Raw genomic sequence first — 20,043 nt, 5'->3', positions numbered from 1 at the left:
TTATGCTAAAACAGGTACGTACATTAAATAAAAGTATTTTAGTGTTCTTTTTTATTGGTGTTAGTTGTTTAACAACGTTGCCTAGTGCGGCAAAAAATATAAATACCTTTATTTATATACCAGCGGGTTCTCTCAGTGATAGTTTAAGAGAGGTGGCAAATGCATATTCAGTCTCTTTTAGTAGTAACCCTTCACTTATCAACGACAAAACTACGTCTACCTTAGTGGGCGATCATACACTTGCTCAAGCACTCGATTTTTTATTAAGAGGTAGCGAATTAACATATAAAATTCAAGACAAAGGTTTTGTTATTTTTCAAAAAAAAATAACAACCAATAGCGAAGTGCTTGAAGAAATAACAGTAAAGGGTATTCGCTATTCATTAGCTAGCTCACGAAATTTAAAACACAATAATAAAACGATTAGTGAAGCAATTTCAGCACAAGATATTACCGATATTCCCAATACTAACTTGGCCGAGGCCTTACAGTATATTCCTGGCGTAGCAATTACTCGCGAAGCAGGCGAAGGTCGCCAAGTATCAATACGAGGTAACTATCCTGATTTTAGCTTGGTGACACTCAACGGCATGCCCGTGTTAGCAAATAATGATTCACCTATGGATAGCCGAGTGCAAAAACAGCGCGATCGTTCTTTCGACTTCAATATTTTACCTGCCGAACTTTTTAAACAAATACATGTAATTAAAGCATATTCCGCCGATAAAATTGCAGGTGGAATATCTGGAACAATGGCATTACAAACTATAAACCCTTTAGACAATGAGGGATTTAAATTTATTATTACCCCAGAAGTTGGCTACAACGACTATGTGGGTACAGGCGCAAAACGCTATTCAAGCTTAATTTCTAACACATGGAATAATTGGGGAATACTTGCAAGCGTTGCATACACAACCAGAGAGTCGTTAGAGCAAGGTGCTAATACATTTCGCTGGCGTAATATCGCAATAGATGAGGCTGACCTATCGGCTTTAACCCAATCTCAGGCCCTGCATTTGACTCAAGGCGATTATATAGTTCCTCGCGGTAATCGGTACTCGGTATGGCAAGCTACACAGCAGCGATTTGGGGCAAATCTATCTGTAGAGTATAAAAATGAAACCACCCATTTTGATTTTGATATGCTCTCAGGTTTTTTAAAAGGAGGTAGGTATGAATACCATTTATACCCTAGAGGGGAGCAGTCTACGCCTATAATTAAAGGGCTAACAACAATTACAGACATTCAAGCTAATGAAAATAATGAGTTAGTGTATGCACGTTATGAAAATGCACGAGTCGCAACCGAGAGTAGAACCCAAGAAATAAGTACTGCATATCAACAAGGTGTGCTATCGCTTACGCAACAAGTGGATAAAAATTGGAAAGTAAGCGCCATACTAGGAAAAGAACAATCAAAGTATGACATTCCTTACAGCAATAAGATTTATACCCAAGGCATAAGTGACGTTACGATTGATTATCGTAAAACTTCATTTTATGCAGATATTAACTACAGTGTAAATTTAAAAAATCCTACAATGTGGCAAATGCATCATGGTGATATAGAACAATACAATTCAAATAGTGAATACACCTTCGCAAAATTAGATTTTAAATATGACATTAATAGTTTAATAAAACTGCAATTTGGAGCTGATTGGACTCTGTTTGAAAATAAAATGTATAACGCACAGCAAAACGATATTTTTTTTAATGAATTAACCAACGCACCACAACAATTAACTGACCTTCCTGCGTCGTATGTTTCACCGCAAAATGCACATAAAAGCCTACAATGGTTAAAAATAAACACTAATGAGGCACTTAAACTTTATGGCATCGACCCATTCAACATACAAAATAATAGTTCATCAATCACCACTGAAGCCGAGCATATACAAGAATATAGCAGAGGAGCTTATACTTTAATAAGCACAGAGCAGATACAATGGGAAGCTCATATAGGTTTACGTTACCAAGCAGAATCCATAACATCTCACACTCAAGCCCCTTACTCTCCTATTTCATATAGCCTTTGGCTTCCAACTTTTAATGGATCATATTTTATAAACGATAAATGGCGATTACGTGTAGGACTTTCTAAAAACTATTCAAAACCATTACTGAACTCACTAAGTTTTGATGGTTCAAACGATACCCCAAATAGTACAAAATATACATTTAACTCAAATCTAAAACCTTACTTATCTTATAATACCGATATTTCCTTAGAGGCAGATTTTAGTAGTCGTAGTACGTTTAATATATCACTCTTTTATAAAGGTTTAGATGATTACATAGTTACCACACAAGTCCCTTTATCAAAAACTTTAGAGTCTACAACCCCCGATATAAATAACCTTTGGCTAAGTAATGCAGAATCAGCTTATCAGTGGGGAGCGGAAATAAGTTTAAATTATTTAATACATAATTCTGACTGGGGTATCAACCTACAAACAACTTACAATAAAGGCAAAGTCACGTATTACGACTCAAATAATGGCTCAGCTTTATTTAAAAAAAACCTACCTTTTTTATCTAAAATAACCGCTTCAAGTATGATCTTTTACGATCATCCTAAGTTCAATTTTAAACTAGGCGCTATTTTTAGAGATAAATATTTAGTTCGGGCAGGCAGTCTTTTGCTCGATGAAAACGAAACGGGGTTTATGCCAACTGTTTATTGGGATGCAAACATAAATTATTATTTTTCTAATCATTGGAAACTTAAATTTAGCGCATTTAATCTCAGCAATGAACAAGAGCGACAATACAGTAATTCAACACTAAGAGCCTACAACTCAACCACAAGTGGTCGCACTTATTACTTGGGGTTGAGTTATCACTATTAGGTAATCTCCCCTGTTTTTAGATCAACCCTAAAATTCTCACCTTGGCTATGCTTACTAAATTTTGCCATTACTTTTATTAACAAAGCTAAGTATTGCTGTGTTTGCGTATCTGTTTTACATGTCGATTTAGCTAAAAAATCATTTAGCTGTTGATAAGTAATACGCTTTTGAGGCGTTATATCTGCAGTTACATCGCCATTTCTTAATACATAAAAATCTTGAAGCCATTCTTTTGTTGATAAAGCTTTAAGTTGAATTAACAAATTAGGCGAGACCTTACTTAAACACTGCATATTTGTTAACCAATCAGCCAAATAGTGATTATCGTTTAGCCATGTCACTAAATCTTTTGGCCAATCGCGTTTTAAAAAACGCTGACTAATAAGTCCAAATAAATGCTGTTTAGTAAAATCACCATAATTTTTTGAGCTCAAAATAGTTCGGTCAAAGTTACTAAGGTTATGCCGATTACGATATAACCATTCCTCTTCATATAAACCAAATAAATCATTAAAACCAGGAACATCGTTTAATGTATGAGTACTTACCAATGCGGTTTGCTTAGCTAAATTTAGCTCTGCAACCTTATATGCAGCTTTATAAGCAGCTAAACTTGGCACTTGTACATTAACTAACTGTGAGTCCCGATTACTTGTTACCAGCGCAGTATCATTTAGATGCATATGCCCTGCAAAATGTAGTGTTAGTCCTGTATCTGCAAGTATTTGTGCTGTAAGGGGTGTAGGCACTCTAGATAGTGAAAAGTGGCCACGACTAAACACTTTATGTAATTCATCATTCGCATTATCGTAAAACTCTCCCATTGGAAAGTGACTAAATGCGATCAGTGTTTTGTTTTGCTCTTTTGACCTTTTTACAACCGTTTTTATCCACTTTAACAGTAAGGGCTTTGCATCAATTAAAGCATTATAGCCGGCACTAGACGACCCCTTAAAAGTAAGTGGCGAATTTTGCCATTGTGGTGCATACACATTGGCATCTATTGCCATTAACCAAACATCTTTTATGGGCTCAACTAAGTAGCTCGCATCTGGCATCGTAATACAATGATTCATATCATGAGGGTCACACCATACAAACTCTCGGTTTTCATAAGGTGTTTCATATAGCACGTCACTTTTATGTTTGCTAAATCCAAAGTCATTAAGTGTGCTTAATATTTCAGTGTATCCCCAGTTTTTTAAACCATCATCACATACAGATTGCTTAGTCATACACTTTTCATGTTGATAACTATACACGCCAAACTCTTTACCTTGAGCCGTTAAGAAGTCAGCTTTACCTGCCACAGTTGTAAATGGCTTTACGGGGTCATGATTGCCTGGAATCGCAAAAAAACGCATCCCATATTTTTTTCCATAATGGCCTAAAATACGTGCCAGAGCCCTTACATTAATGGGTTGGCCGTCATCAGTAAAATCGCCAGGTAAAACGACTAGCTTAATTTCTTTTTCTACCAGCTCATCTAATACATGTAAAAAAACGAAATAATTTTCATTGAAAAGTCGCGTTGAGTGAAGCTGCGCATACATACTGCGCACCAGTAATGGTTGCTGTGACCCTACATCCTTTGGTAGCTCTATGTTGTCTGTATTATGTAAATTAGCAAAAATATCATGTAGATGAATATCGGCTAAAAATGCAACTTTAACCGTCTCCATCTTCGCCTGACTTTTAACCTCGAAGTACTCAATAGCACTCACTTTAAATGTGATACATAACCCAATCCATAGTGCTAACCACACAGTTTTTACTTTAATCATTATGGTTTATCCAGTTTTCAATCACCTTATTAACTAGAGAGTAATAAAGGATAAAAGGGGACAAAAAACTTTAAAAAAGTGTTTTTCTATTATGAAGCTTTTATTAAATCCATATTTTTATGTCCCCTAATTTATAAATGCTCGCTCTTAGATAGCAAACTCAACAATTGAGACATGCTATGCCACTTGTTATTTTTATTATATTTGTAGTTCATATAACCAGCGTTAACGCTAAGCCATTAAACACACAGCAAATTATTGGCTCACATAACAGTTATAAAAAAATATTAAACGTAGGCGTTAAACATAAATTAAATGATTTAAACTCTAAACTAATGGCTAGTATTGATTACGGTCATTCTCCTATTACTAAGCAGTTAAATAGCGGTGTTCGCCATTTAGAAATTGACGTTTTAAAGGACCCTAATGGGGATTTATACATAAAACCCTGGGCTAATTCTTTTGCAACCGCTCCTTTGTTTAATGAGTTAGAAAAAAAGCAATTAGCTACTCCCGGATTTAAAGTAATGCACATCCCAGATATTGATGTGCAAAGCCATTGTGTATTGCTTAGTGGATGTTTGAATACATTGAAAACATGGTCAGAGGCAAACCCGCAGCACTTTCCTATTGTTGTAATGCTCAATGTAAAAGAAACGCGATCAGATTTAGTGCTTGGGAATAATCCACTTAAGTTTACATCGAAGGATTATTATTTACTCGATGAAGTAATTCGAAAGTCGTTACCTAGCTCATTATTTACACCTGATAACTTACGTAAAATACCGTTATCTTTAAACCAAACAGTCGTTAAGTTTGGGTGGCCAAGTACACGCGCCTTGGCAGGTAAGTTCATATTCTTATTTGATGGCAATACACAACAATCAGCCCTTTATAAACAAAATAGGCCCTCGTTAAAAGGGGCTAGTATGTTTGCCAATTATGATGAAAGCGAGCCCGAAGCTGCTTTTATGGTTGTGAACAATCCTACACTCAACTTTTATAAAATTCAGCAACTTGTACTTAAAGGTTACATGGTGCGTACCCGCGCAGATGCAACTTTAAGTGCAACCAATTCTCAGCGAACAATTCAATTTAACGCCGCAAAAAGTAGCGGTGCTCAAGTAATTTCGACCGATTTTATACCCGGCTCGCCACAACAGGCGCGCTTTAACTATGTGGTTCAATTTGACGAAGGTCATTTAGTGCGCACTAACCCTTTTGTTAATAATCAACTTTAAATTAAAAACCAAGGAAGCATCATGTTAAACAAACCATCTCGTACGCTTTTAGCAACTGCTATAATGAGCACGTTAGGTATTTCAAACTATCTACATGCAGAGCAAGGTGTAAAGCCAGAAGTAGAAGAAATAGTTGTACAGGGTTATCGCAACAGTTTGTTAAAAGCAAAAGATTTAAAACGAAATGCTGTGGGCGCACAAGACTCTATTGTCGCTGAGGATATTGCTGATTTTCCAGATCTAAACCTAGCTGACTCACTACAACGAGTGCCTGGCATTGCGATTACTCGAGAGGGTGGCGAAGGCCGACAAATTTCATTACGAGGCTTAGGGCCAAACTTTACACAAGTACAACTTAACGGTATGGAGGCTTTGGGTACGTCTTCTTCGGCAATGGATAGCCGAGGCTCAGTCAGCAGATCACGCGCCTTTGATTTTAACATATTTGCTTCTGAGCTATTTCAGCGCGTTGACGTAAAAAAATCTTTTTCAGCCGAAATGGATGAAGGTGGTATAGGCGGAACTGTTGGACTTCATACAGCAAAACCATTTGATTTTGATGGTTTTAATACTGCAATATCAGGTCAACTTGGTGACAATTCACAAACTGATGATGTTAGCCCACGTTTTGCAGCTCTGATCTCAGATACTTGGGATGATAAGTTTGGCGCATTATTTTCAATTGCATACAGCAAACGTGATGTAAATGAGCAAGGTTACAATACGTATCGCTGGCGCAAAAAAAATGCTTCAGGCTCTGATATCTCAAATCTTTCAGGTGAACTACAAGACAAAATAAATAACGAAGAAGTGAGCTTTTCACGCGGTAGTCGCTATTCGTTATTTGAGAATGATCAAGAACGCTTAGGTACAACGCTTGCGCTACAGTATCGCCCAACTAATAATTTTGAACTCGGCTTTGACGCGGTATATGGCGAACTTAATAACGATCGTAATGAATATCATCTACAAAATAGGGGCTCAAGTTCAACAGCTATTGGCTGTACTGGACCGGCTTACAATAACGAGCAAATATGCTCAAAGCTCACAACACTTGAAATAAACGAAAATAACGATGCTATTTATTCAGTATTTGAAAATGCAGCTATTCATTCAGAAAGCCGTAGCCAATATGCTGATACCCAAATAAGTCAGTTTGTATTAGATAGTGATTGGCAAATTACAGAAGATTTAAATATGACCGCCTTAGTTGGGCGTTCACAAACCAAGTTCAATACAGGCAGTGTTAAAGTTTACCTAGAAACATTTGGCGATGAAACCATTGATTATCGCGAGGATGCTTATTATGGGGAAAATACTTATGGGTTTGATCCTACTGACAGTAGTTTATTCCGCTATCACGAAATTGATATATCTGAAGAAGAAATAACCAATACATTTGACTCTATAAAATTAGATTTTAATTACACACTTAACAGTACTTCAAATATAAAGTTCGGTGTATCTAATAAAAAGTTTGAAAGTGAAAACGGTGAAACTAAATCTGATAACATCAACCGCAGCGATTGGGAAAATGGCGTACTTAATGACACAGTCGACTCAAGCCTGACATTTACAAATGCCGCGCACAATAAACAGCAATGGGTAAGTGTCGATGTACTAGGCACGCTAGCAAGTATGAATATCGATCCTAATTTAGATAATCCAGATTTTACCGATAACGTACAAGAAAAAACCTTTGGGGCTTATTTGCAATACGAAGCTGAATGGGAGCTAGGCTCAGGTTACTTAATGGGTAATGCTGGTGTACGTCATTACGATACTAAAACCAATGCCATTGGTTTAATAAATGGAGAGGTAGTTGATGTTGAAAACACCTACTCAGGTTTATTACCTGCTATAAATTTAGTTTGGGATAGTAATAACAGTTTAGTACTGCGTGCAAGCTATGGGGAAAACCTAACCCGCCCTTCGCTCGGTGCATTAGTGCCAACAGGTGTTGTACAAAATGATGCCACATCAACCAATGGCCTCAGTATCAGTTCAGGAAACCCAAACCTTAAACCTTACGAATCTGTTAACTTTGACTTTTCAGTCGAGTATTATTTTGAAAACATTGGGTACGCGGCCGTAAGTTACTTCCATAAATCTATCGATAACTTCATTATCACCGAAACATATGATATTCCATACAGTCAAACTGGATATCCTCTTAGCTTTTTAGGCGACGTAGACGAAAACGGTAATCCGCAAACAGCAAATACTGTTTTTACTGTTATTCAGCCACAAAACTTAGATGAAAGTGATATTAGTGGCTGGGAGCTCGCTTTTCAACGAGACCTCGACTTTTTACCAGCCCCATTTAATAACTTAGGTGTTATTGCTAACTATACATTTGCTGATGGTGAAGCACTGTACCGTAATGTGGGAAATTCAGGTATTGATCAATATAAATCATTCCCTGGCCTGTCAGAGCATTCGGGTAACTTTACAGTATATTACGATTCTGATTCATGGGGCGCACGCGTTGCAGCAGCTTATAGAAGTGACTATATTGCATCGGTACAAGCTGGTAACGGCGATGAAGACGAAAATGGTTTTCATGCCAGTACTTATATAGATGCATCAGCATTTTATCAGGTTAATGAAAAACTAAAGCTCACTATAGAAGCCAGTAATTTGACTAATGAACGAGAAGAGCAATATTCAGACTCTAATGATCGTTTATACAATACGACGGTAAATGGCCGTACTGTTTATTTAGGTGCAAGTTATCGCTTTTAAGTTATAAAAATGAGGCTCCACTTTTGTGTGGAGTCTCTAGTTATTCTTTAAGGACTCATCAAAAAAGACGACTTATAAATTCACTTAATTAAATAAAGCACTCGATGTAAATCTATTTTCAATGGCTTTAACGAGCATGAATTAAAACTACTTTTAATTTATTTGCTGAACAGATTGAGTTACGTTGTTTACCAGTGCCTTTATTGCAGAGTTATGAAATCAAAGTTATATAAAATTTTATTGCCTAACTTCAGTTCTTACCCCTTAATCTCTAATGAAATTTTAAAGCGTCGCTGTTAATATTGCCTAAAACCTAAATAATAAAGTAGTTCTGATGGCAGCTATTTATTCTCTCGATGATTTACGTTACTTTTGCACCATAGTAAAATTAGGTAGCTTTAAAAAAGCATCAACAAGCCTTGATATGCCACTATCAACTCTAAGCCGTAGAATACGTTTATTAGAGCAAGCTCTGCAATTAACACTCCTAAATCGAGATGCCCATAGAGTGACACTTACGCATACTGGGGAGCTATATTACGACCGCTACCGCAAGTTATTTAAAGAAGTAGAGTGTATTGAGCAGGCACTTTGTGATGAAAAAGACCAACCTAAAGGGAAAATTAGGATCTCTGCACCCATTTACATGGGTAAACATTTTTTAAGTGCAATTTTTTGTGAGTTTTTACTGTAATATCCCGATATTCAATTAGATTTACGCTTTTCAAATAACCTTATTGATATTGAAAAAGAAGGAATTGATATAGCATTTAGAGTAAGAAATCCTGTCATTGATAATTGGGTTATTAGGGAGCTTAAGCTTACTCATAATCTGCTGTGTGTTCACCCCAATTATGAGCATCATACCATCACTCACCCAGAGCAATTAGAAGATCACCCAAAAGTTACTTGCCTTGGGTTAGTTCCATGGCAGTTAAAAAACCAGCAAACAAGCGAAGAATACAGTTTTAATCCAAACACGCATGTCCGGTTAGAAGTTGATGAAATTCAAATGATGAAACAAGCCGTTGAGTCTGGTGTAGGCATTAGCTACATTCCTGATTATATAGCATTGCCTCTTATTGAAGCCACAAAGCTTAAACGTATTCTTCCTGACTGGAAAAGTAACGGGCAGCCATTTTCTATACTTTATCGCGACAGAAAACAAATCCCTTATCGAGTGCGATTACTAATAGAGCATACACTACAACACTTTACTAATGTGTAGCAGTATGGGTTTTTATCATTGCAACAATTGAGCTAATTCGACTTTTAAAAACTAAGCCTAAGTACGATTACACCTAAAAATGCTGTTGCTAATCCTATCACTTCTTGGCGGGTAAACGACTCTTTTAAAATGATGCGTGAGTAGAGCAAAATAATTAAAATATTCATCCCTGAAATTGCCGAAACTAGTCCTGTATTACCAATTGCAAAAGCCGATATTATTGCCACCATACCTGCCACGTTTGTTAATCCAATCAGTAATCCGCACGAAAATGTTTTACTCGCAGACCAATACGTATCAGAACTGTCTTGTGCTGTAAGTGCATTTTTACGCTTTACTAACCAGCTGACAGCAAAAAGAAAGCTGCCAAACCCAAACATAGAGGTTAAAGTGGCGAACGTATCTGCCTCAAGAAGTGTTGATTGCTTACCCATTAAATCATTAAATGCAAAGGCAAGTGCAGCAAGTAATCCCCATTGTGCACCTTGTAAGTTGTTCAACGAAATATCGCTTGAATAACGAATGATATAAAGGCCACCAAAAATAATGAAAAAGCCAATTAATTGAATTGTTGTTAAAGTCTCCTGCCACAATAAAAAGGCAAATAAAAGGACAAACAAAGGCGTTAATCCAGATAAAATACTAATTAAAGACGCTTTACCAACCGAAAACCCCTTATGCAACAAACCATTAGCAGCAAAGGAGCCAAAACCTAAAGCCAGCCCAACTGTAATATCAGCCCAGCCATACCATGTGTGTCCAAATACCACAGTACCTAGCGCACTAATAATAAACCCGACAAAAAACACACCGAATAATAATAAGTTACGGTTAATCTTTTTCTGCGACGTCCATTGATATAATACTCCTCGAGCACCAAAAAAAATGGTCGCGAGTAATGCAAAAATTATCCACATACAAAAATGATTCCTTTAAAAGCAACAATAAAGTAACTGTGATGAGCGCTTCAACAACATCTGTTAAATTTAAAGAGCTAGTATATTCACTTTTTAAATTTTATAAATAAGCATTACTGGCAATATAGGTTTCATAAATGGTATTTAAAAATACTAAGTTGGTTGCTTTAACAACAGAGTGTAGAAAATATAACTGCTCAACTTTGTCCTACTAATGAAATTAGATAACAAAATGGCCTGAGCAGTTACTAAAAAGACTAGACAGCTTGTTTAAATGGATTTCGGGTATCTTGGTGCGCATCTAGATTACGCATTAAAATAGCGTGTTCTAAGTTAACGCTCTCATCTAGCGGGATTTTTACAATGTGACCAGAACCTTTAGCATCGCTAATACTTTCGCCCTTTTTGTTTTGCATATATTCAAGCTCAAAAGTAATGTTTCCTTGCGGGGTCATCAGTTCAAGTGAGTGGCCAATGCAAAATTTATTTTTAACGTCTATGTTAACTAAGCCATTTTCGTCGCGGCCAAGTACTTCACCCACAAATTGTTGCTTAGTAGATACCGAGTGACCGTATTCGTAGTTTTGATATTCTTGATGGGCATGGCGCTTTAAAAAGCCTTCGGTGTAGCCTCTATGTGCTAAGTTCTCAAGCGTCTTAAATAAATTAGTATCAAATGGTTTACCCGAAGCCGCGTCGTCTATTGCTTTTCGATACACTTGCGCGGTGCGCGCTACATAATAAAACGACTTAGTACGCCCTTCTATTTTTAAACTATGTACACCCATTTTTGTTAGCTGTTCAACATATTGCACGGCGCGTAAATCTTTTGAGTTCATAATATACGTGCCGTGTTCATCCTCAAATGCTGGCATATACTCACCAGGGCGGCCTTGCTCTTCAAGCATAAATACATCATTGCTTGGCGCACCTTCACCAAGAGTAGGAATAACCTGTTTAGGATCAATTTTATGCACCATTTCACCCGTTTCGTTTTCAATGCCTGGTTTTACATCGTAATCCCAGCGGCATGCATTTGTACAGGTACCTTGGTTTGGGTCGCGTTTATTTATATAACCAGAGAGTAAACAGCGCCCAGAATACGCCATACACAGTGCGCCATGTACAAACACCTCAAGCTCAGTATTTGGGCAAAGCGTGCGTATTTCTTTTATTTCTTCAAGCGAGAGCTCACGCGATAAAATAACCCGCTCAATGCCCTGCTTCGCCCAAAACTGCACACTTGCAAAATTAACTGCGTTTGCCTGTACTGATAAGTGAATGGGCATAGCCGGCCACTTTTCACGAACAAGCATAATTAAACCAGGGTCTGACATAATCAGCGCATCGGGCCCCATAGCTATAACCGGTTCAATATCACGTAAATACGATTTAACTTTCGCGTTATGCGGCGCAATATTAGACACCACATAAAACTTTTTATTTTGCGCATGCGCTTCATCAATACCTATTTGCAAAGTATCTAGGTCAAACTCATTATTACGCACTCGCAAACTATAACGAGGCTGCCCCGCATAAACCGCATCAGCACCATAAGCAAAGGCATAGCGCATATTTTTTAAGCTCCCTGCAGGGCATAACAGTTCAGGTACAAAAGAAGTTAAAGAAGAAACAGTTGGCATGTGCGCTCCATACATCGAACCGAGTATAAGTCGGTTGCATGATTAATTAATTTACAAGCGCGGCATTATAAATCCGCCAAGCATTGTGCTTTTGATCAAGATCACAAAACAGCAATCAAATTGGTTTTTAATAAAATTAGGATTTTTCAGCTAAAGCGCGTATAATTCGCGCCCGTTAATATTCACACTTTTACTTATAAATTATTGGAGCATAAAGATGGCTTTAGAGCGTACTTTCTCAATCGTAAAACCAGATGCAGTAGCTAAAAACCACATTGGCGCTATCTACAACCGTTTCGAAACTGCTGGCCTTAAAATCGTTGCAGCTAAAATGGTTCACCTTTCAAAAGAGAAAGCTGAAGGTTTCTACGCAGAGCACAGCGAGCGTCCTTTCTTTGGCGCATTAGTATCTTTCATGACATCTGGTCCAGTAATGGTTACAGTTCTTGAAGGCGAAAACGCTGTTCTTAAAAACCGTGAAATCATGGGTGCTACTAACCCTGCTGAAGCACTAGCTGGTACTTTACGTGCAGACTACGCTGATAGCATCGACGAAAACGCTGTTCACGGTTCTGACGCTGTTGAATCTGCTGCTCGCGAAATCGCGTACTTCTTCGCTGACGAAGAGCTTTGTTCACGTACTCGTTAATTCGAACTCGTTAACAAAATGAAAAGGGCTTTCGGGCCCTTTTTTAGTCATTACGTAAAGTATTTGTCAGTATATTTGTTGATGTTTTACTTAATGATTAAAGTGAGTGAATTGTGTACAATTCGTCCTCGTAAATTTTTATCTCCACCGTCACCGATTGAGGTTGTTTCATGACCGAGCAAAAAAAGATTAACTTATTAGATTTAAACCGAGATGCAATGCGTGAGCTATTTGTATCGTTCGGTGAAAAGCCATTTCGTGGCGACCAGGTGATGAAATGGATTTATCATTTTGGCGTAGACAACTTCGACGAAATGAGCAATGTAAATAAAAAGCTTAAAGAAAAGCTTAAAAACGAGTGCGAAATTGTTGCTCCAGAAATATCAGTTCGCCAACAAGCAAGCGACGGCACAATCAAATACGCATTAGTACTTGAAGGCGGCCAAGAAGTAGAAGCTGTGTGGATCCCAGAAAAAGAGCGCGCTACGTTATGTGTATCTTCACAAGTTGGCTGTGCACTTGAATGTACTTTTTGTTCTACCGCGCAACAAGGCTTTAACCGCAACTTAAAAGTCTCAGAAATTATTGGCCAAGTATGGCGCGTAGCAAAAGATATTGGCCTTGATGGCAATAGCGAAAAACGCCCTGTTACTAACGTAGTAATGATGGGTATGGGCGAGCCATTACTTAACGTTAAAAACGTAGTACCAGCAATGGAATTAATGATGGACGACTGGGGCTTTGGCTTATCTAAGCGCCGTGTAACATTAAGTACGTCAGGTGTAGTACCGGCACTTGATTTATTAAAAGAGAAGATTGATGTAGCGCTTGCTATTTCACTTCACGCACCAGATAACGCACTGCGTGATATTTTAGTGCCTATTAATAAAAAGTACCCTATTGAAGAGTTTTTAGCGGCATGTCGTCGTTACATTGATGGCTCTAAAGCAAATAAAGATGTAACAATTGAATACGTAATGCTTAACGGCGTTAACGACAGCACTGATCAAGCACACGAATTAGTTAAAACGTTAAAAGGTACACCTTGTAAAGTGAACCTTATTCCATTTAACCCGTTCCCTGGTAACGAATACACGCGCTCTAGCAATAGCCGAATTGACCGTTTCTCTAAGGTTTTACAAGCTGCTGGTATTACATGTATTGTGCGCCGTACTCGAGGCGATGATATTGACGCAGCGTGTGGGCAATTAGCAGGTGATGTAGTTGACCGTACAAAACGTATGGCGAAAAAGAAAATGCGTGACGATAACGCCATTAGCGTTAATATTCAGCAAGCTTAACCCTATATCCACCCTGCGTATATTACCTATGTAGGGTGGTTAAGTTGTTTATTTTTAAATAAATGATGCAACACGAAAGGTTTTAGGTAAGATAGGCGCTATGGACAAAAATAAAGAGACAAGGTAATGCGATCTATACTTGCTTTAACACTATCAGCACTTGCCCTAAGTGGCTGTGTTAGCGAAAGTAGTTATAACGGAAGTAACAAACCCGTCGTCAAAAATAAAATTAATAATGCTGGCGCAGCACGCACACGTATAGCTTTAGCCCTTCAGTACTTAAAAGCGGGTAACAACTCCCAAGCAAAATATAACTTAGAACGCGCAGCAGCATTTGCTCCTGATTTACCTGAAGTTCACTACTCTCTTGCTTATTATTACCAACAAGTTGGCGAAAACGCTCGTGCAGATAAAGCTTATCAAAAAGCACTTGATATCAAACCAGACGATCCTAATACCCTAAATAACTACGGCGTATTTTTGTGTGGTATTGACGAGTACGATCGCGCAACAGACCAATTTTTAAAAGCCATTGAAGTACCCAGCTATATTCGAGTTGCCGAAAGCTACGAAAACTTAGCCTTATGTGCTATTGAATTTAATGATTTTGAAAATGCCGAAAGTTATTTTAAGCAGGCGCTCAATCATAGCTCACAACGTACATCTACTTTAATAAGTTTGGCAGCACTGTACTACGCTAAAAGCGATTTACACAAAGCCAGCGAACTTGTAAAACGATACGATGATACAGGGCGAGTATCTTCTCGCGCCCTAATGCTTAGTTACTTAGTAAAAAATAAAATGTGCAGAATAGAAGAGTCGGAAAAAATAGCCGCTACTATTTTACAAACTTATCCAAGTAGCAACGAAGCTTACGCAATAAGAGAAAAGCGCATACGCTTTAACGAGTTTGAAATGCTGCGCAAAAAATACCGCAAAGCTAAATTAGATGAGTTAAAAGAAGACGACAATGGCGCTCTAGTAGGTGCTAAACCAAAAATGAAAATAGTCAGAAAAAAAAGCGCATCGCTAGATAGCTCTGTCAGCTTAGTTGCTAAAAACAACAAACCAAAAACACTACAACTAGCAGCACAAGACGCAAACCCAGTTATAGCCCGAAAAACACAAATAGAGCCAGCACAAGCAGCAACTAGCAACCAAGTTAATGAAAGCACAAAGCAGCTAATAAATGCAGCACAAGCAGCTACAAACAATGCTCCTACGGCAAAACCGGCACCAAGTAAAAAAGTATTAACACCAAGTGCACCAACGGATACATCAGCAGTTATGCTAGCACTAACTACAGAGCATGACTCGGCAGATAACATTGTTCCTCAGCCACAGAGCAAACAAAAAGGCACACCTAAACCGAGTTTTTCTAAGCCAACTACTGCTAACGGGGTGCAGGCTCCTATAACAGCAGACGATGAAGTTAAAATAATTTCATTTGGCGCACCTAAAACAGCCAATTTTAACTCGCCGCAAGCAACAAATAACACCAGGTCTGCACCTGCAAGTTCTGTAAAAAATGAAGGCGCTGACGTGGTATTTTACGAAACCACTAAAGATGCCGATGTATTTACAAATAACGATTATCAAAATAGCTCAGATATTGAGTTTAAACCGTACGATGCAGTGAAAAAAACAGAGCCACCAATGCTCAATCCTAAAGTGCCCGCTTTGCGAGTACCGTTTCATATAATTGCTGCTGGCGAAAACCTATTTAGCATTTCGGTACGATACAATGTTAAACTACAGAAACTCCTACAATGGAATGGTTTAAAAGAGTCGGATCGGGTGATGAACGGAAGTAAAATTTACCTAAACGATCCTAATATTTATTACGAAATTAAAGCTGGTGATTCCCTTTACGATATTGCTACCCAGCGGCATGTATTAATTGATGAATTAATGCGATGGAATAAATTAAGTCCTGATATAGCACTAAAACCAGGACATAGACTTTTACTAGTGGACCCAGACTCATACTTATTATGAATGAAGAAAATACGCAAGCTCAAAGCGAGCAACCAACGGTTGGTCAAATTCTAAAAAAACACCGTGAACAAGCAAACGTCAGCATAGCGACTATTGCAGCACCATTGAAGTTGTCTGAATTACAAGTTCAGCGCCTTGAAAATGATGAGTTTGCATTACTAGGACCTATTACTTTTGTTAAAGGTTACATAAAAAATTATTGCCGTGAATTAAAGGTAGATAGCAGCAATATATTAGCTATGATGCCTGCGCCGCCAGAACCAACTAAACCAGAAAACATGCAAAGTTTTTCGCGTCGCACAGAAAAAGAAGCAAATGATAGCCGCTTAATGCTATTTAGTTACTTAATTTTGGCGATTGTTATTGGCTCATCTGCCTTATGGTTTTGGCAAAACGCGACCCCAATAGAAGAGCAAACCAGCAATATAAATGTCGAGAACTCAAAAATGAGTGAACGTCAAGCTGCGCAGCCCACAGTTTTACAGCAAGAGCAGCAAGCCCAAATAGATGACGAATCGTTATTAACACCACAAAGTACACTTGCAACTAGCGAAACACTCACGCCACAAACGCCTGTTGAAGCAATACCTGCTGCACAGCAAGAACAAAGTACAGATAACCTAAGTACAATTGTAATGAACTTTAACGATGAAAGTTGGGTTGAAATTTACGATGGCGAAGGTGAAAAAGTAGCATTTGGTGTTAAAAAAGCAGGCTACGAAATGACTGTAAGCGGCCCCCCTCCTTTTTCTGTTGTGCTTGGTAAGCATGACGTTGTAAGTATTACCCTAAACGGCAAACCTGTAGATATTTCAGCGTTCCCTAAAAATCGTTTAGCTAAATTTAAATTACCATTAGCAGAGTAGTCGCTATGTTTTCAGAATCTCCAATTAAACGCAGAAAATCAACCCGTATTAACGTAGGTAACGTCCCTATTGGGGATGGTGCACCTATTGCCGTGCAATCGATGACCAACACCGACACTATGGACGTTGATACCACCGTTGCACAAATTCAAGCAATACAAGATGCAGGTGCCGACATAGTACGCGTATCAGTACCAACTATGGACGCAGCACAAGCGTTTAAAAGTATTAAAGAACAAGTGACTATTCCGCTAGTAGCCGATATTCACTTTGATTACCGTATAGCCTTAAAAGTGGCAAAATACGGCGTTGATTGCCTGCGTATAAACCCAGGTAATATAGGCAGCGAAGAGCGTATTAGAGCTGTGGTCGATTCTGCTCGCGAGCATAATATTCCTATCCGTATTGGTGTAAATGGCGGCTCATTAGAGCGCGACTTACAAGAAAAATACGGTGAACCTACACCTGAAGCCTTATTAGAATCAGCAATGCGCCATGTAGATATATTACGCCGCCTTGATTTTGACCAGTTTAAAATATCGGTAAAAGCATCAGACGTATTTTTAGCGGTAGGCGCATATCGCTTACTCGCTAAAGAAATAGACCAACCACTGCATTTAGGTATTACTGAAGCGGGCGGCATGCGCTCAGGTTCGGTTAAATCAGCTGTTGGCCTTGGTATGCTACTTGCTGAAGGCATTGGCGACACGCTACGTGTATCGCTTGCAGCCGATCCAGTACAAGAAATAAAAGTAGGCTTTGATATTCTAAAATCGCTGCGAATACGCTCACGCGGGATTAACTTTATCGCCTGCCCTAGCTGCTCACGCCAAGAGTTTGATGTAGTGAACACCATGAACCAGCTTGAAGAGCGCCTTGAAGATATAATTGAACCTGTATCGGTTTCGGTAATTGGCTGTGTTGTAAACGGCCCAGGCGAAGCCCTTGTGAGTGATATTGGCCTTGCTGGTGCAAATCGTCGCTCTGGCTTATATATTAATGGCGAACGCCAAAAAGCACGTATAGATAACAACAACATTGTTGACCAACTTGAAGGCTACGTGCGCGACTTTATTGCTCAAAAAGAGCAGCAAACACCTATCGACGTTAAAATAGTCGAATAATACCGTATAAAGCGCCAAACAGCGGTGTTTGGCGTTTACCTTTATAGCTAATGGGTACCCAAACGACCCCAAGATACAGAATTCAGCGTTTCACAGGCTCTTAATATCAAGGCGTTACTTTGCAAAAATGGCAATCCCTTTTAAAAAGTAACAACGATGAGAGTAAGTGTCTGTGAACCGCCCAACGGGTTGGTTTAAAAGCGATTTATACTGCGTTATTGATTTTAACAATAGAACCACTATTACTTTCAATCAATGCCTTGCCTAAATCGCTTTTAATTACAACTGAAACTCGCATCATGGGGCCATTTGGGTATATAATGTCAGGTCAATTTTTAGCATTCTTGTTGTGTAAGCATTTTTTTATTACACATAAACAGTAATTAGGATTTATCAGTGGCAAAACAAATTCAGGCAGTTCGCGGTATGAACGATTGTCTGCCGGGCGATACACAAGTTTGGCAGAAAGTAGAAAGCATTTTACGCGAGACAGTAGCATCGTTCGGTTATCAAGAAATTCGTTTTCCTATTGTAGAATCAACCGACTTATTTAAACGCTCTATTGGTGAAGTTACCGATATAGTAGAAAAAGAAATGTACACCTTTGCCGATCGCAATGGCGACTTATTAACACTTCGCCCAGAAGGCACCGCAGTATGCGTACGTGCTGGCAACCAAAATGGCTTACTGTACAACCAAGAACAACGCCTTTGGTACATGGGTCCAATGTTTCGTCACGAACGACCACAAAAAGGTCGTTACCGTCAGTTTCACCAATTTGGTTTAGAAACATTTGGTATTGCCACAGCCGACATAGACGCAGAAGTTATTTTATTAACAGCGCAACTATGGGAAGCGTTTGGTATTAGTGATCACGTTCGTTTAGAGCTAAATTCTTTAGGGTCTAACGAAGCGCGTGCAGATTACCGTGATGCGTTAGTAGCCTACCTTGAGCAACACATTGATGTGCTTGATGAAGATTCAAAACGTCGTATGTATTCAAACCCATTACGCGTACTTGATAGCAAAAACCCAGACGTACAAGCAATTTTAACTGATGCGCCTAAACTATCTGAAAACTTAGACGCTGAATCAAAAGAACATTTTGAAAATTTATGTGAACGTTTAGACGCTGCTGGCGTCTCATATACGGTTAATGAAAAGTTAGTACGTGGTTTAGACTACTACAACCGTACCGTATTTGAATGGGTAACCGACAGCTTAGGCGCACAAGGCACTGTATGTGCGGGTGGTCGTTACGACGGCTTAGTTGAACAGCTTGGCGGCAAAGCAACGCCAGCAGTTGGTTTTGCAATGGGCTTAGAGCGCTTAGTGTTATTACTACAAGCGCTTGAGTGTGTAGGTGACATTCGTCGTAATGCTGATGTATATTTAGCAGCAATGGGCGACAAAGCAAGTATTCAAGCTCCTGCAATTGCAGCGCAACTACGTAAAGACGTACCAGGTTTACGCGTTATGGTGCATGCGGGCGGCGGCAACTTTAAAAAACAATTAAAACGTGCTGATAAAAGCGATGCACTTGTTGCAGTGATTATTGGTGAAGATGAATTAGAAAAAGGCGTTGTGACCATCAAGTATTTACGCGAGCGTAAAGAGCAAGTCACATTAGAATTAGAACAAGCTAAAGCGCTATTAGCAGAGCTTATTAACGGCTAAGCGAACATTAGA

Annotated in this window: 14 protein-coding genes; 11 read left to right on the top strand and 3 right to left on the bottom strand. The window is 38.7% G+C overall.

Features of this window, described 5'->3' with window-relative positions:
* Nucleotides 1-2: 2 nt before the first annotated feature.
* Complete coding sequence (locus V6260_RS14220; RefSeq protein WP_341594803.1) at nucleotides 3-2,858, top strand: TonB-dependent receptor; 2,856 nt, start codon at nucleotides 3-5, stop codon at nucleotides 2,856-2,858.
* On the opposite strand, the gene V6260_RS14215 is transcribed toward V6260_RS14220, so the two are convergent.
* Nucleotides 2,855-4,642: a metallophosphoesterase family protein gene (locus tag V6260_RS14215; protein ID WP_341594802.1), complete on the bottom strand. Its 1,788-nt coding sequence runs from the start codon at nucleotides 4,640-4,642 to the stop codon at nucleotides 2,855-2,857. The genes V6260_RS14220 and V6260_RS14215 overlap by 4 nt on opposite strands.
* A 179-nt stretch (nucleotides 4,643-4,821) precedes the next feature.
* On the opposite strand from V6260_RS14215, the gene V6260_RS14210 reads away from it, so the two are divergent.
* From V6260_RS14210 to V6260_RS14195, 4 genes are all read left to right on the top strand, one after another.
* Nucleotides 4,822-5,883, top strand: a complete 1,062-nt coding sequence (locus V6260_RS14210) for a Ca2+-dependent phosphoinositide-specific phospholipase C (protein WP_341594801.1) — start codon at nucleotides 4,822-4,824, stop codon at nucleotides 5,881-5,883.
* A gap of 21 nt (nucleotides 5,884-5,904) precedes the next feature.
* The gene (locus V6260_RS14205; protein ID WP_341594800.1) at nucleotides 5,905-8,628 is read left to right on the top strand and encodes a TonB-dependent receptor; all 2,724 of its coding nucleotides are present in this window, start codon (nucleotides 5,905-5,907) and stop codon (nucleotides 8,626-8,628) included.
* Between the two features lie 334 nt (nucleotides 8,629-8,962).
* On the top strand, nucleotides 8,963-9,322 hold the full coding sequence (locus V6260_RS14200; protein ID WP_341594799.1) for a LysR family transcriptional regulator: 360 nt from the start codon (nucleotides 8,963-8,965) through the stop codon (nucleotides 9,320-9,322).
* Between the two features lie 9 nt (nucleotides 9,323-9,331).
* Complete coding sequence (locus V6260_RS14195; RefSeq protein ID WP_341594813.1) at nucleotides 9,332-9,856, top strand: substrate binding domain-containing protein; 525 nt, start codon at nucleotides 9,332-9,334, stop codon at nucleotides 9,854-9,856.
* A 44-nt stretch (nucleotides 9,857-9,900) separates the two neighbouring features.
* Here the strand turns inward: V6260_RS14195 and V6260_RS14190 are convergent, their stop codons facing one another.
* Nucleotides 9,901-10,773, bottom strand: coding sequence for a DMT family transporter (locus tag V6260_RS14190; protein WP_341594798.1), 873 nt, complete (start codon nucleotides 10,771-10,773; stop codon nucleotides 9,901-9,903).
* Between the two features lie 257 nt (nucleotides 10,774-11,030).
* Nucleotides 11,031-12,416 (bottom strand): tRNA 5-hydroxyuridine modification protein YegQ, encoded by a 1,386-nt coding sequence (gene yegQ, locus V6260_RS14185; protein ID WP_341594797.1) that lies wholly within the window; start codon nucleotides 12,414-12,416, stop codon nucleotides 11,031-11,033.
* 217 nt (nucleotides 12,417-12,633) lie between these two features.
* On the opposite strand from yegQ, the gene ndk reads away from it, so the two are divergent.
* From ndk to hisS, 6 genes are all read left to right on the top strand, one after another.
* Nucleotides 12,634-13,065 (top strand): nucleoside-diphosphate kinase, encoded by a 432-nt coding sequence (gene ndk / locus V6260_RS14180; protein ID WP_341594796.1) that lies wholly within the window; start codon nucleotides 12,634-12,636, stop codon nucleotides 13,063-13,065.
* Nucleotides 13,066-13,235: 170 nt separating this feature from the next.
* Nucleotides 13,236-14,366, top strand: a complete 1,131-nt coding sequence (locus V6260_RS14175; protein ID WP_058550525.1) for a bifunctional tRNA (adenosine(37)-C2)-methyltransferase TrmG/ribosomal RNA large subunit methyltransferase RlmN — start codon at nucleotides 13,236-13,238, stop codon at nucleotides 14,364-14,366.
* 126 nt (nucleotides 14,367-14,492) lie between these two features.
* Nucleotides 14,493-16,364 carry a type IV pilus biogenesis/stability protein PilW gene (gene pilW, locus V6260_RS14170; RefSeq protein ID WP_341594795.1) on the top strand — a complete coding sequence of 624 codons (1,872 nt, stop codon included), beginning with the start codon at nucleotides 14,493-14,495 and terminating at the stop codon, nucleotides 16,362-16,364.
* Nucleotides 16,361-17,230, top strand: a complete 870-nt coding sequence (locus tag V6260_RS14165) for a RodZ domain-containing protein (RefSeq protein ID WP_341594794.1) — start codon at nucleotides 16,361-16,363, stop codon at nucleotides 17,228-17,230. The genes pilW and V6260_RS14165 overlap by 4 nt, the downstream gene beginning before the upstream one ends.
* A 5-nt stretch (nucleotides 17,231-17,235) precedes the next feature.
* A complete protein-coding gene (ispG, locus tag V6260_RS14160) occupies nucleotides 17,236-18,354 on the top strand; it encodes a flavodoxin-dependent (E)-4-hydroxy-3-methylbut-2-enyl-diphosphate synthase (RefSeq protein WP_341594793.1) in 1,119 nt (372 codons plus the stop codon).
* A 396-nt stretch (nucleotides 18,355-18,750) separates the two neighbouring features.
* Nucleotides 18,751-20,031: a histidine--tRNA ligase gene (gene hisS / locus V6260_RS14155; protein WP_341594792.1), complete on the top strand. Its 1,281-nt coding sequence runs from the start codon at nucleotides 18,751-18,753 to the stop codon at nucleotides 20,029-20,031.
* Nucleotides 20,032-20,043: the final 12 nt, after the last annotated feature.

Source organism: Pseudoalteromonas aliena, assembly GCF_038155085.1.
GTDB classification, from domain to species: domain Bacteria; phylum Pseudomonadota; class Gammaproteobacteria; order Enterobacterales; family Alteromonadaceae; genus Pseudoalteromonas; species Pseudoalteromonas aliena_A.
The sequence above is the reverse complement of the archived record's forward strand: the minus strand, read 5'-3'. Positions and strand labels throughout refer to the sequence as shown.

Coding starts and splice junctions, on each gene's coding strand:
- ndk (WP_341594796.1), top strand. CDS start 12,634: ATGGCTTTAGAGCGTACTTTCTCAATCGTAAAACCAGATGCAGTAGCT.
- V6260_RS14175 (WP_058550525.1), top strand. CDS start 13,236: ATGACCGAGCAAAAAAAGATTAACTTATTAGATTTAAACCGAGATGCA.
- V6260_RS14165 (WP_341594794.1), top strand. CDS start 16,361: ATGAATGAAGAAAATACGCAAGCTCAAAGCGAGCAACCAACGGTTGGT.
- V6260_RS14190 (WP_341594798.1), bottom strand. CDS start 10,773: ATGTGGATAATTTTTGCATTACTCGCGACCATTTTTTTTGGTGCTCGA.
- V6260_RS14220 (WP_341594803.1), top strand. CDS start 3: ATGCTAAAACAGGTACGTACATTAAATAAAAGTATTTTAGTGTTCTTT.
- pilW (WP_341594795.1), top strand. CDS start 14,493: ATGCGATCTATACTTGCTTTAACACTATCAGCACTTGCCCTAAGTGGC.
- yegQ (WP_341594797.1), bottom strand. CDS start 12,416: ATGCCAACTGTTTCTTCTTTAACTTCTTTTGTACCTGAACTGTTATGC.
- V6260_RS14210 (WP_341594801.1), top strand. CDS start 4,822: ATGCCACTTGTTATTTTTATTATATTTGTAGTTCATATAACCAGCGTT.
- V6260_RS14205 (WP_341594800.1), top strand. CDS start 5,905: ATGTTAAACAAACCATCTCGTACGCTTTTAGCAACTGCTATAATGAGC.
- ispG (WP_341594793.1), top strand. CDS start 17,236: ATGTTTTCAGAATCTCCAATTAAACGCAGAAAATCAACCCGTATTAAC.
- V6260_RS14215 (WP_341594802.1), bottom strand. CDS start 4,642: ATGATTAAAGTAAAAACTGTGTGGTTAGCACTATGGATTGGGTTATGT.
- V6260_RS14200 (WP_341594799.1), top strand. CDS start 8,963: ATGGCAGCTATTTATTCTCTCGATGATTTACGTTACTTTTGCACCATA.